The organism is Novosphingobium sp. BW1, assembly GCF_008107685.1.
GTDB lineage: Bacteria > Pseudomonadota > Alphaproteobacteria > Sphingomonadales > Sphingomonadaceae > Novosphingobium.
The window spans coordinates 24,961-38,719 of record NZ_VIRF01000050.1 but is presented as its reverse complement, the minus strand read 5'-3'; the positions used below and the strand labels follow the sequence as shown (position 1 = coordinate 38,719).

Annotated in this window: 6 protein-coding genes; 2 read left to right on the top strand and 4 right to left on the bottom strand. The window is 60.5% G+C overall.

Annotated elements, in window-relative coordinates; translation table 11 throughout:
• Window positions 1–531 precede the first annotated feature (531 nt).
• Window positions 532–1,983, bottom strand: coding sequence for a DUF2235 domain-containing protein (locus tag FMM79_RS04700; protein ID WP_148626397.1), 1,452 nt, complete (start codon window positions 1,981–1,983; stop codon window positions 532–534).
• Window positions 1,984–2,307: 324 nt separating this feature from the next.
• Between FMM79_RS04700 and FMM79_RS04695 the strand changes: the two genes are divergently transcribed.
• The gene (locus FMM79_RS04695; RefSeq protein WP_148626396.1) at window positions 2,308–3,645 is read left to right on the top strand and encodes a hypothetical protein; all 1,338 of its coding nucleotides are present in this window, start codon (window positions 2,308–2,310) and stop codon (window positions 3,643–3,645) included.
• A 385-nt stretch (window positions 3,646–4,030) separates the two neighbouring features.
• On the opposite strand, the gene FMM79_RS04690 is transcribed toward FMM79_RS04695, so the two are convergent.
• The 3 genes from FMM79_RS04690 to FMM79_RS04680 all read right to left on the bottom strand — a co-directional run bounded on the left by FMM79_RS04690 (window position 4,031) and on the right by FMM79_RS04680 (window position 9,755).
• A complete protein-coding gene (locus FMM79_RS04690; RefSeq protein ID WP_148626395.1) occupies window positions 4,031–7,846 on the bottom strand; it encodes a hypothetical protein in 3,816 nt (1,271 codons plus the stop codon).
• Between the two features lie 151 nt (window positions 7,847–7,997).
• A complete protein-coding gene (locus tag FMM79_RS04685; RefSeq protein ID WP_148626394.1) occupies window positions 7,998–8,492 on the bottom strand; it encodes a hypothetical protein in 495 nt (164 codons plus the stop codon).
• A gap of 51 nt (window positions 8,493–8,543) precedes the next feature.
• A complete protein-coding gene (locus FMM79_RS04680) occupies window positions 8,544–9,755 on the bottom strand; it encodes a phospholipase D family protein (RefSeq protein ID WP_148626393.1) in 1,212 nt (403 codons plus the stop codon).
• Window positions 9,756–9,939: 184 nt separating this feature from the next.
• Here FMM79_RS04680 and FMM79_RS04675 point away from each other — a divergent pair, with 184 nt between their 5' ends.
• On the top strand, window positions 9,940–13,755 hold the full coding sequence (locus tag FMM79_RS04675) for a hypothetical protein (RefSeq protein ID WP_148626392.1): 3,816 nt from the start codon (window positions 9,940–9,942) through the stop codon (window positions 13,753–13,755).
• Window positions 13,756–13,759 lie beyond the last annotated feature (4 nt).

Sequence of the window (13,759 nt, the reverse complement as noted above, 5' to 3'; positions counted from 1 at the left end):
TTCGAGCCGCTTGGTGTCCGGTCCTGTAACCTCAATCTGGATGCCCGTTCGCATGCGCCATCTTCGCATGTCCCCCCGTTCAAGGGAATCCCGAAAACGGAATCATCTGTTCCGATCAATCCACTAGTGCGCATCTCCATGTGACCTGTTAGCGTCCAGTAGCATTTTTTCTACTGCGATGGCTTACCTCGCCCCATTGCCGCTGCTTACAGGGCAAATCCTAATCCCCAGGTGCCGAAGGTCTGGCATCCCGACCGCTGTCGACCAGAAGGTGTCGTTTGCCGTCCGGGCTTGGAACGGCTGTTTCCGCTGGAATCGCCCATTCGCTCAGGTGTCTGGCAGCAGCGCGCTCCTGTCGGTAATATCCAAAAGAGTCATACCGCCATCCTCGAGCTCGCTGGGTCCGCCAGAAACTGCATTGGACGTGAGCGCAACCGCCTTGCTGGCCTAGCGTCTCATTCCTCCAACTGGCCGGATCGGAGCCGAAAATCTTCCGGCCAACTTGGAGAAATAGCACGGCTTCCTCCTCGCTCACTTGTGGTTCTGGACGAAAAAGACACCGCCCTTTTGGTGATCTGCTAGGCCATCAGGGCGGTAGAGGCCGCGACGATCGTATTGAGGCACTCTGGAGGCAGCAAGCCGCTCGAAGACGCTTTCGTGCAGAACTGCCTTCGGATGCACGGAGCGATGCATTCTCGCCCAGCCGAACTTCAGCCAACGAGGCCACCACCTAGGCCACAGTTCGAGGCTTGCCTTCACTTCGTCGTGCTGAAGCCCCAACGGATCCGGAAAAGTTCGCACGAACCCTTCATTGATTTTCGGCGGATCGGGTATCGCCATCAGTTCGTTGACCATCCAATGTAGAGCGATATCAGATAGGCGAGACTCACTCTCAGGATAACTTCCGCCAATGTCCGAATGGTTGCCTGCGAACCATTCCTGCTTCAGCCACGCCAGATCGCCGCGGTTCTGTTCGCCTATGTCGTCGCTGTGCCCCCAGCCCACGCGCGGAAATCGTTTGCGGTTCTCATCGATCGAGAGAGCGTGCCGCGCATAGCCTACGCTGCTGTCAAGGAAGCGGTCGTAGTTCTTCAGATTCCAGGCCGCAAAGTGCCAACTGAATCGGCCTCCCTGCGGCGGGTCGGTGATGCATTTGAACTGCTTCTTAATCGCCCACAGGAAGCTGGCGCCGAGAAGTCCGGCCGGCACCCATGCAAGGAAAGACCAGGGCGCTTCCCAACCAGCCCAGATCGATGCCACGCCAAGAATGATGCTCATCAAGACGAGAGCAGCGAGGATGCGTCGAACGATCACGGTACCGAGCGCGGCCACAGTGTCGAAGACGCCGATGAATGTCGGGGCTACGTTTCCCTGTGGCTCTCCCCGCGCGCCCGTCCCCTCACTGTCATGCTTGGCTCGGAACCGCTTTGCCTTTTCCTCGCGCTCGAGTTCGTATTTGGCACGGTGATGGCCAGAACCGTGTTCATAAACGCTGTAAACCGCTTCCTCGGCGATCTTACGCAGTGCGACTCCGCCTGCGGGGAGGGGACCGCCTCCGCCGTCCTGACGCGGGATGCCGCAAAGGTTCATGACGTTGGCGACGCAGCGCGCGGTGTATGCCCCGCGACTAAACCCAAAGATAAAGACGCGGTCACCATCCTCATAATGCTGTAGGATGGCTTCGTAACAGTCGACGATATTTTCGCTGATACCAGTTCCGAATGCGGCGGCGAGGATGTTGCGGACCCGTCCGCCTAGTTCTCCTGACCCCAAGCCGGGGTCGTAGTAGGCGATCTGCTCCGCGGGGTCGATGCCGGTCTGGTTGCCCGGTCGCATGGCCCGATACATCTTGTAGATGTTTGAAAGCCGCTGGTCCGGCATGACGCCGCCGTATTGGCCGGTCCCGTCCGAAAATATGATGATATTCTTCCTTGGCGGGTTAGCATTATCATCTACAATCTCGTTATCGTCTTCACGCTGCATGCGTTCCCCCACCTCGTTTGCCCGACACAAAACGGAATCAGTAGCCCTGTACGAAGAAGCCCATTGCGGCTAAAGTAAATGATCCGCCTTGAATGAACATAGCAAGAACGAATGCTCATTCAAGCTTGCGAAAACGTTTCCGACCCTTGTCGGTCACTCCGGAGCTCATTTTCAGTGCCCAGCTGCGGTCGGTCTGCTTTCGTAAGCTGCTGGCAGAACACGTAAGAGCAGTCGCGGCCTCTTTAGCAGGACACATCCGGCTTCATGTGCCGAAATCATACCACGCCCATTGCAGTCCACGCCGATATTGTGTCCTGTGTGGGGATGAACGCCATCATCAACTCTATTAGTGACCGCGAGATAGCATCGGCAATATGGTTGGCGGTCTTTGTGGCATTTTCTCTGATCAATAAGTCAACACGTGATTGCCTGGGCGCTGTGATAAGGGCGCTGTTTCAGCCTGCGCTTCTTACGCCACTAGGGATCGCTGCACTTTACGCTACCGGCGAGATCTTCCTGCTCAGCTATTTAGGTTGGTGGTCAGTCGCAAACCTGAAAACTACCATTCTTTGGCTTCTGACGTTCGCATTTGTCACCATGTTCGAGATGGCGACGGCCAAGAACCGCAAGGCGGGGCTCGGCAAGATCACGGCGGAAATCCTCAGCGTGGCGGTCTTGATCACGTTCATTGCTGAACTCTACAGCTTTCCGCTAATCGTGGAACTGATCGCCTTGCCGTTTGTCACCATCGTCGTTCTGATGGCGGAGTTGGCCAAGCACAAACCAGAGCACGCGCCCGTCGCCAAACTTATGGGCCGTCTCTCCGGCCTGATCGGATTTTCCTATATCGGGTTCAGCCTGTTGAAGTCGATCGAACTGTGGCACGACACGTTCACGTGGGCGAACTGGCTTGAACTAGTCATCCCGATCATCCTGTCTGTAGCCTTCCTGCCGTTCCTCTACGCGTGGCGGACCTATGTCGCTTACAATGCCATGTTCACGACCATCTCGATCTTTGGGATCGACAGGGCGTTGGTTCCTTATGCGCGGTGGCTGGCTATCACGCGTATTCGAACCGATCTCGATCTGCTGGAACGCTGGCGAAAATCGATCCAATCGGCGCGTCCGGCGAACAAGGTTGAGCTGAAGCATACACCGACGGCGCTGCTGGCATTAAAGGAACGGGAAGCGGCTCCTCCCACTGTGCCGCCAAAAGAAGGATGGTCGCCCTATCTGGCGATGCAGTTCCTCGCGGACGTGGGCGTGGAAACGGGCCATTATAATCACCGATACGAGGATGAATGGGGCGCTTCGAGCCCGATGCGTGAACTCGGGAAGGGTGACGGCATCTGGCGCAACAACATCGCCTATTACATCGACGGTACGGAACACGCTGCGACGGTTCTGAAGGTGATGCTTAACGTCAACGTGACTGCCGAATCCACCGAAACCGAGAAGGTGTTTATCCGACACGCCGTGCACCTGCTGGAGCAGGCGGTGAGCTTCAACGCCGTGGAACGGCTCAAGATTAAGATCGCGTCGCTGAAGGATTTTCAGGCCGCCATTCCGTTCGGATCGGTGTCGCTGGCGCGTGAGAATTTCGACGGCGGCGCCATCAAGGACGGGTACTCGTGGATGTTCACGGTGAGGCGGGGCGGATGAAACGGGTCGATATCGAAAGGCTACTGCCAAGCGACATCATTCTCACGGCTTTGCAGTTAAACGCCCGGCAATGGCTGCAGAAAGGCCGCTTTGGAGTGCCCGCCGGAACTTCGTGAACGACCAACTAGGGCACCTGGCGGCCCCTCCTGCCGCCTGCGCATAGAGGCCATTCTGTGCCCGACCCATCTTTGCCGCTCAGCCGTCGAATTTCGTTCACCGACCAGCGGACATCTCCTAGCCGCGCTCGGGCCGTTCTTTATGTCCGCATTGTCGGACCTTCCCGAAAGTCTGCTTCGAAATGCCGGCGGACAGAAGCCGCCCTTCATTAATGCCTATCGATGAGTGTCAGCTAGGGCGGACAATCCGAAAGGCAGGTTCGGCCGCTTCAGCGCCCGTAGGAATTCTCAGCCAATGACCGCTCGACGTTGTCGAGCATGCTGCTCGCCCAATCGCCGAGCAGCCGGTGCTTCGTCCATGATGCGAGTGGCGCCTTGAAACTTGTGAGATGCGCGTTGAGCGAACCGCCCCACGAGCTTGGATAGATTCGCTGACGCAGCGCGTCCTTGAAACGCTTGCGGCTGCCGTAGAGCTTCGCGAGCTGCTGGAGGGCCGGGTGCCAAATGAAGGTGTCGCCCTTCTGTTCGAGGATCGGGAAGAAGGTGAGCAGGAAGCCAATCCGGGCATCCGGATCACCCTTGACCCAGTCGAGCATGAGCTTGAGCGGTGTGCCGAACAATGCGCCGGCGCCGGTGCGCGAGACATCGTAGGCAAAGAGCTTCGTGGCGGAGGTGATCGTGTTCAAGCGCTCACGTTCAACGCGGGTGGCGATCTCGTAAAAGCCTGCGAGGACTGGCCAGACTTCGGTGGGTGCGCGCTGGATGACGATCGGGAGGGCGCCACGTAGTGCGTCCGAACTACGCCCGCCACGCCTCCCGGTCGTGCGACAGGCATGTTCGATCTGTAGAGCGAAGGCTCGCGCGAAGCTGGCATCGATCGCGCCCGCAGCGTCGACCAGTCGGAGCATTCGATCATAGTTGTAATCGGCGCTCGAAGCGTTGCCTTCAACGCCATCGGCAATCGATGGCGAGAGCAACGCGAGCTTCACCAACTCGATCAGATCGGGCGACAAGGCCTTGGCGGCGTGAGTGACCATCGAGAGGATCTCGAGAGCGGCCCAAGCACCACCTTCGTCGCCACGATCGACAAGAGCGCGGATGAATCGGCTAAGTGCCTCGGGCGAAACCTCGGCGAGACCCCTGCCATAGGAGATGACGACTGTCTGCGCAGGAGCGACCAGCTTCTGACGGACCTCTTCGGTGAGCCCATCAAGGCGCACATCGGTGACACGGAGCGAGGTCGCGATATACATGCGATTGGCACTGAGCACCGTCGATCGGTTGGCGATGGCCTCAAGCTTGGCGACCTCGTCAGGTTCATTGGCGAGCCGGCGATCGAGCGCGGAAAGGAGCGCGCCGACGAAGTTGGCGCCTGCTCGGCCGGTGGCATCGAGGACGGACACCGCTTGCTCGAATGCCTCGAGCGGATCGGGTAGATGTTTGGCTAGGGCGTGAGCGAAGGGATGTGGGGAGTTCAGTTCCTGGCTGGCCATAGCCCGGATCGCCCGAGCTCGCTGATCGGGATCGGCAGCGATGCCGGCGGCCAGCGCCGCGGCGCGCCGCGCACCATATTCGAAGTCGGGATTGTCGTGATCTTGGGCGTATCGCCGATCGGGATCGTGAATGTCGGAAACCCAGAACCGGCTATAGAGGAGCACTAGGTCGACGGGATCCTTGGGCATGGTGTCATCGTACAGGGCCCGGACCGCACCGGAGAAATTGGTGGGGGGCTCAGGGCTGTCAAAATAGAGCCAATCGCCGATGCTTTTGGTCGCGGCGAGATAGTGACCTGACGCTGCGACCACGTCATGGATGAAGACTTCGAGTGTCGGCAGTAGCTCAGGCATGAGCAGATTGCGAAGGTCGCCCGCGACATGCTCTTCAATCGCAGGTCGCAAGGAAACGTCCTTGGCCCAGACTTCGCGCAGGCGCTCGAGTGCCCAGTTGAAATAGGCATACATGGTGCCGTTGTCGGGCGGCGCCCATTCGGGCTGATAAGGTTCGGCGCCGACCTGCTCGAAATCTTCCGAGCGCGATAGATAGGTCTGGATCATCGCGCCAAGAGCTTCGACGCCGGCGCGGCGAATGCGCGGATCGTCCTCTTCGAGCGCCTGTTCCAGAGCTTCGCGGCGTCGGCGATCGTCGGCCTGCGTGCCGGCAAGCGCGACCTGAAAAATCTGCCGCAGGAGATTGACGATCGGCTGCGAACCCTCGGTATCGGCGACCGCAGCGAGGCGCAGGATCGACTGCGCGGCGGGCCAGAAACTGTCCTGCCGTCCGGCGAGCAGGCGCAGCGTATCGACCAGCTCGGCAGTCACTTCGACATCGGCAAGATCGTCGAGCGTCATATCGCGGATGGCAAAAAATAGGGCGTTCGCCATGCGGTTGGGTTCGACATAGGCGAAGGCCGGCAGATACTCCGCGACGGCAGGATTGATGATGGCTTTGTCGGCGAAGGAGCCGCGCAGCAGGTTATGAATCACGTCGCTGAGGGTTTGCGAGCGGGTGAGGTAACGCCACCTGGCGAGCATGGCTTTGCGATGATGGGGGAGCGAGTCTCCGAGGAAGCCGATCAGGGTCGAGGGGCGCAGATAGTCGAGGCGGCGCAGCGCAAGGAAGTCAGCGATTGGTCGAGGCTGCGCAGTCATGGTGCCGTAGCTACGGGCGACCAAATGCTGGCCGGCGGCAATGACGAGGTTCTCATACATCAGCTCACCCTTCATATGGACGAGCGTCTCGGCGATATCGTTGAAGGCGTGAGGATGTTCGTCTGGCGAGAGCTGGCTGAAGAGCGAAAGGCCTTCGAGAGCGCGGACGGTATCGGGCTCCGCCTTGGCACCATCGAGAATTTGCTGGGCGACGGCATCGGCGGACTTGCGGATACCCGTCGTCCCATAGCTTTTGGTGAAGGACACCGCGATGCGCGGGAAGCCGTCACAGAACTCGGCGAGATAGTCGAGTTCATCGGCCTTCTTCCTGGGCAACCCCGCCTTGAGAATGCCCCGGATGGTCGATCTATCGGCCGGTGTTGGGCGGATCATGACGCAATCTTCGTCATGATCGACTCCGTCGGCGCCGACGGTAATCACGCGCAGTTCGCTACCTTCGCCGCGTGCGATGTCGTTGAGACGGCGGGCCTCGCGGAGCGGGCAGCCGTCCACGACAAGCACTGCGACGGCGCCTTCTTTCACGACTTGGTTTGCCACGTCCCAGAGCCGGGAGGTGACCTCGTTATAGTCGCAGAAGATGAAATTAGCGGCGGTGATGCCGCTTAGCAGACCGGTTGTGGTCGAGAGCGCGTGGTAGAGCGCGCGGGTCTTGCCGATGCCCGAGGCTCCCCAAACGCGAGCGGAGCTATGGGGCTCATCCAGATCGTCGGCGAGCCGAGCGGCGAGCTGCGAGAAGTCGATCGCGTTGGCATCGTGCGGCCCGAGCGAGAATTTCCGTTCGGGGCTATCCACGAAGGCAGGCGCAGCGTTCTCGGTGCGCTTGCCCCACTGTTCGAGTGTCGAGAAACCGGACAGTTCGATCGTGGCATTGCGTTGCTTGATCCAGACCGCGACGCCGGGATGAGCACTGGCCCAATCGGCGAGCTTGTTGCCGTCGTAGACATCGACTGCGGTCAAGAGAGCAGGATTGCCACCAGCGGTCGTAATGCCCTTCTTGATCGCCTTGGCGCGATCGGCGGGTCTATTACCCGGAAGGGCGGTCGTCGTGATGCCGATATAGCTGCCGCCGCGAGCGAGGACATCCCGGACGGCGTCGTTCAGGACCTTGACTGCAACGGTCTTGGCCTGGCTCGGCTTGGTCCAGACTTCATACTCCCACTGGACGTTGCCCTTATCCTTGGCCTTGCATTGGAAGATGATATCGCGACCAGGGAAGTAATCCGTCGAGGCGGCACCATCCGCCCAGTGGATGCTTCCGTCCACGCCGCCATCGGCGACCGTGATTTGAAGCGGGACATGCACGCCGCGGAGCGGGACGCCGGCCTTGCGGGCTTCGGCATAGAGGAGCCGTCGGAGCAACTCGACGAGTTCGTCGCCGGTAAAGTCTTTGATCTCGTCGGCTTCTACGGTGAACATGCGTCCCTCCTAACGTGGCGGCTGCGCCGGCGAAACGAAAAGGTTGATCCACGACCGAAGGTCAGTCCCCGCGCGCGAGGGGGCGAGTGTCAGCAACAGGCGAGGGAATGTCGCTTGGTCACAGGTTGACGGGCCTCAACGACAAGGCCGGTCAGGGCGCGATCGTCCAGAGCGAGAGCATTCCGTTGTTACCGGCAAAATCGCGACCGACACGCTTGAATCCAACGCGCTCGAGATGATTGCGGATGGTGTTGCTGCCGGTAGTGGCGAAGGTCGGCTCGGTGATATGCTGGATGATGGCATCGACCAGGCCGCCGGAGAGTTGCCTGCCCTGCATGTCGGCGGCCCTCACGATATAGCCGAGCTCGGGTGCCGCCTCGAACCCCGCAATCGGAGCGTTGGCGGCCTTGAATTTGCTCTGACGATAGGCGGTGCCCGGCCGTTTCCACGCTGCAGCAGCAACGATCCGATTTCCATCCTTCACGCGAATGAGGGCAACACATCGAGTCCGCTTGAGCCGGGCGGATAGGTCGTCGACCGTACCGTCGACAGCCTTCCCTCTGACGACGAGATGCGCGACGGTGCGCTGGTCTTCGGGACTGAGATCGTTGAAATCGCCCGACCATGGGTATGTATCGTCAGCCACGGATCATACTCTTCACAATGGCGGCATAAGCGAGGCCGCGGATTGACCGGCTCAATTGACGGGCTCGTAGTAAATGGCGTCGAGCATGGCGACACGCGAATCCCATAGCTCCCTATTCCGGCCCGCAGGGCGCGGTTCATTGTACCAAGGCGCCTGCTGGATCGGCTCGATGATCCGCTCCCAATATTTGTCGAGGCTGATAGTGGTCGGCGCAAACGCGAGCGCTTCAGCGAGCGCCGACTTATTGCCTGCGTCGACGCAGACGAAAAAGTCTGGACGCTTCATCGTGAGCATGCGCGTCGCGGTCGCGATCGGGTTGCTCGCTATGGATGTCGGGAGTGCGCGCTTGAAGACATCGACATAGTCCTCGAATTGGACGCGGGTAACGTCGCCGCGCCTGGGTATAAGATCCAGGGCTTGCGCTATTGCCGACTCCTGAAGGCCTATGGCTCTGGCGAACTCGGTCGCCCGGCTCATCGACCCGAACCAACCCCATTCGAAATCGCCAAGCTCAGCATTCTCCGCTTCGGCCTTTCCGAGAAGGCCGGCAACGGCTTTCCATTCGGCGACCGAAAGGTCCGCGAAGGATGCCGACTTGGCGAACATCTTTTGGACCTCGCGGATAAGGCCCATTCGCTTCTTGAGTGGCCGAGGGTCTTCCCGAACCAACCGGACAAATTCTTTCCAAGGCATGATTGCGAGCGGTGCGTTGAGGCGCTTCCAAACGTCTCCGTCGTCGTCGGGTAACACCGGGCTATTCGGCCTGGGTGCGTTCCCGGCAACCTGGGCTTGGCGCCGATAGCTGTCGGCCAATGGTTGATCGATGGGAAGATGAAGCGACTCGTAGCTTTCGAGCTGCGCCCTAACCTGCCCGAAGAAGACATCGCCAACGTCGCCTTTCACGTGGACGCTGGCTTCGAGATTTTTGCCGAGGCCGCCCTTGGTGAAGTTGGCGCTGCCGACGATCGCTTCGGCTTTGGAGCCAGTCTCGAAGTAGAAAATCTTTGGATGGAAGCAGCCCGATCGCCTCTTGGCGACGAAAGCGTTTGGTACGTTGACCAGTTCGTCGATGAGGTCGGGATCAGTCGCGCAAAAGTCGAGGCCGAACAGCACCGAGCCAAACTTCGCCTGGTTGACGACAAGTGTTTCGGCTGTTCCAGTCAAGTCACCCCATGCGACAGCCATCGAAATGCTGTCGTGCTCTTCGATAAGTGCCTTCAATCTGCGCGCGATGGCCTTTGCTTCCAATAGCTCGATCTGCATGCCTGCCCTGTCGCCCGTGTGTCCAGCTCGCTCCGTACTTAGCTACGTGTCCGGGGGACGACATAGAATTTCCGGGAGAGAGATCATGGACGAAGCAGAATAAACGACAAAGGGCCCGCTTTGCGTAGGGATCGAACCGGAACAAACACTCGACCGCTCTGCCCCCGCAACCTATTCGATCCCAATGACAGGCCCCGCCTCCCATGATCGCCATGGCTCCAATGCCGGACGCGGGTTCCGCTTCCAGGACGCCGTAGCCGCATGGTTGGCGGTGCGCGTCTGGGCGGGCGACGATGAGCCGACTTCAATCATTCCCGAGGGCAACGACGATATCGAGCGCAGGGAAGCCGAGGGAAGCGGGCTAGTCCAAGTAAAGAGCCGGCGCGAGCATATGGGTGAAACACCCATCGCCACGGCGCGGGACTACGTAAAGGATCTGTGGACCCGCCACGACAAGTTCACTCCGAACCCGAGGACGCTCGAGTTGATCCTGGAGCGGCCTATCGCGGACCATCTGGTTGAAGCCGATTCCAAGATCATACCGAACACGCGTCTGAAATCTATGCTGCCCGGCGGGGCCCGTGGCGAAGCGTTGCTCTCCAAGACGATGGTCCAGCACATTCCGGAACCGCATGAGGCGGCTATCGCGAGGATCGCCGAGAAGACGGGCTGCACACCGCTGGCGGCGCAAATCTGCTTCGCCCAGTTGCTTGTGGAGATCGGCAGCCTGTCAAACCAGAATGGCCGCTTGAAACCACCGGACTATCGGGGCCTCTCCGCAACCGACACAGAGCGCCTCATCACCGCCACGCTCGAGACGGCCGACATCGACGCGATCGAGCAGGCGATCATCGACGGTGCTTGCGAACCCGTCGATTTCCTGACCCCGCTCGACGATGCAGAATTCTATCTTGGCGTAGATGTTCAGGCCGGCCACGTCGTCGCGGGATTGGTCGTACCACGTGTCGAGCCTGAGGCGGACCTGGCGCGAGGGCTTGAATCGCGCCGCGCCGCGATGGTTGTTGGACCATCGGGCGCCGGAAAATCTGCCATCATGTGGCGGACCGCGTACAGTCTCCGACACACGATCAGATGGTATGGGCTGCTTCGTATCGAGCAGCGCGATCTTCCGGCTTTGCGGCGCCTGCTCCGCGCGCTGCGCGCCAGCGCTGACGCGCCGGTCGGCTTCGTCGTGGACGATATCGGACGACGAGGGACAGAAGGATGGGATGCGCTTACACGCGAGTTCTTAACGATCCCGGGGGCTTTGCTTTTAGGCTCCATCCGCGAGGAAGACCTTTTCCTTCTGGAAGGTCGAGCGCGAGTGGCGGAGATTCGGGCCGAGCCCGACAAGGACCTGGCCAAACGCATCTTCGACGAGCTCAAACGGACCGGGAAAACCCAGTGGTCCGGGTGGCGCGAGCCCTGGGCGCTGAGCGAAGGCCTCGTCCTTGAATATACGCACATCCTGAGTGCCGGGGAGCGCTTCGAACAGACGCTGAGCGAGCAAGTCGACGCCCGACTTCGTGATCAGGATCGGGCCACCGAACTCGCGATCTTGCGGATCGTGGCACTTGCCGGCGCCGCCGGTGCGGCGGTCGACGTACGACGGCTGCCGGCGGTACTCACCGTATCCGCCGACGATATCGCTCGTGGCCTGAGGCGTTTGGTCGAGGAACATCTGGTGCGCGACGGTGGAGACAGTCGTCTCACCGGACTTCACCAACTTCGCTCCGCAGAGCTCTTCCGATTGACGCACCGGGAACCACCGCCATTCGTCGCTGATACGTTCGCGCAGGCCGTGCGCTCGATGGGCGCGACGGAGATCGAGCCACTGCTCGCCGACGCAGTTCGTCGGCGCGGGTTAGCGACGGCCGACGCCGTTAGCGTCATCGCCGAGCTTATCGAGCAAAGTCCGGACATCGCCACGCTGTCGGCCGCCTTGCGCGGGTTGGGAACTGTTCGAATCTCAACGACGGTCGACCGGTGGCTGGCAGCACCGGAGGTTGTAGCGCTTCCCCGAACGCAGATCGGCACTGCGATGATGCTGAGCTATGCCGATACATCGCTTGCCGACATCAACGAAAACATGGCTCTTGCAACGAAAGCTGGTGCGCAGCTTGCCGCGCTTCGCGCGGACTATGCGGATGATCCGCGCACGGCTTTGCTGGAGGCTTTGCCCGACACCACCGTTTCGGCAATGTTTGCCTCCGCGGCCGATGTCGTTGGGCTGGATCAGCTACTATCATCCCTGATGGGCCTCCCACTGCACCCGAAACTCGGCAATGCGCTGACGTCTGCGCCAACCGACCTGCTTGAGGCACCGTTCGAACCCGTGGTGCGGTTGCTGGGCTCTATGGTCGCTATCGACCGCGCGCGAGCAATCGCCTGGGTCGATGACGCCGGAGCGGAGCCGCTGGCGGTTCGCATCCCGGCGTCGATTCCTTGGGCGGCCCACCCAGTGTTTGAAGAAGCGCCTGAAGGTACCCTAATTCGCGTTGATCACTACCAGCTTGGCATTCCCGGAACGGAGAACGCCAATGACGAGGTCGTGCGGCTCTGCGAGGCCGGCCTCGCCCTCTCCCCGAGATCCGAGATCGCCGCGTCGTCTGCAATTCTACCCAATGGTGAGAAAGCCAGCTTCTCTGGTCACAATCTCGCTGAGAAGCGGATACCTCGTGCCAACTTACCACCGGCTGCGCTGCCGGCATGGAACCGGCTGTGGGGTGATGCTATCGGCGCGCGGATCGGGTCGCCGAGTCAGACAGCCTACCTCGCCTCGGCTGCGCAGCTACTCGACCGTCTGGTGCCAGCCTTGCAGCGTGTCATCGACACCATATTGATTGGCAAAAACGTGTCAGACGCGTTGCTCGTTGCCACGAATGCTGTTCATGACGCCGCGCGGGAACTGACTCCGCCAAACGTCGCCGCTGTGGGCGGAGCGGAAAGCACTCGAAGCATCCACGTCACCCCGCTTCAGAATGTGCTGTTTGCCGCGAGTACCGAGGTGATCCGCGATTTCCACCAACTGCCCGGTGGAGCAGCGGCGTCAATTAGCCGGATAAACGGCCTGATCGAGAATATCGACGAGGCCGGCGCGAACGAAGCATGGCATTTAGTCGGTGGCGTTCCAGCATCGCTCGGCAGGTTGCGGGAGATGATGGTCACAATCAGGAATATTACCGGCGATGTGGCAGAGGCGGCGGAGCACCCCGGCGTGAAGCATCGCGCTTTGCTCGGGAAAGCCCGGCCGAACAACGCACTGCGTCTCCTCGGCACGCGCGTCGCTGCGACAATAGGTGCTGCGCGCGCACGGTTGGCGAAGGAGCTGAAGGATGCACTGGCCAATCAGGGCATCACGGCGGAGGTTCGCGCGCTCGAGGCACCAGACGCGATCGTTCCGTGGCCGCCAAGCGAGATGGTAGTGCTGATCCCGATCGACCGGCTCGAGGAACTCGAGAGCTTCGAGATCGCGGCGAACGTGGCCCGCGCAGCCGCGCACGAATATATGAAGCTCACAGCAATTCCCGTAGTCGGCGGCCGCCTCGCCTCGACTTGGGGGAAGTCGGGCTACAGCACGATGGTCAACCTCTTCGAGGACGCTTCAAAATGGGCCCCGCGTCTCGGCATTTCGGCATACATGCCGATCGCGTCCTCCACATTTGACTCCGTCGCAGCATCCGCTGCTTCATTGCAGTCGATGGACCGACTTGGGCTCGGGATCGAGGGTCGTGCGACTGCGGAAGTCGAAACGCGTGCTGCGCTGGAAGCACAGTTAGTAAGCGGGCGGGCCGAACTTGCCTCGGTGACGACCGCTCTTGGCACCGACTTGGCGGAAGCGGCTGCCAACCTCGTCGACGAGATCCGCTTCGGCGATGTCAACTTCATCGACGTTTCGCATTCGGCGGTGAATGGTGGGGAGATCCCGCAACTCCTGGTTGATATCAGTCTATTGCGGATCGTTCTCGACCAGGCGGAGATCGATGCCACAATGAACTGAGCCG

Excerpts from the sequence above, each read along its gene's own strand:
- FMM79_RS04700 (WP_148626397.1), bottom strand. The coding sequence starts at position 1,983 with ATGCAGCGTGAAGACGATAACGAGATTGTAGATGATAATGCTAACCCG.
- FMM79_RS04695 (WP_148626396.1), top strand. The coding sequence starts at position 2,308 with ATGAACGCCATCATCAACTCTATTAGTGACCGCGAGATAGCATCGGCA.
- FMM79_RS04690 (WP_148626395.1), bottom strand. The coding sequence starts at position 7,846 with ATGTTCACCGTAGAAGCCGACGAGATCAAAGACTTTACCGGCGACGAA.
- FMM79_RS04680 (WP_148626393.1), bottom strand. The coding sequence starts at position 9,755 with ATGCAGATCGAGCTATTGGAAGCAAAGGCCATCGCGCGCAGATTGAAG.
- FMM79_RS04675 (WP_148626392.1), top strand. The coding sequence starts at position 9,940 with ATGACAGGCCCCGCCTCCCATGATCGCCATGGCTCCAATGCCGGACGC.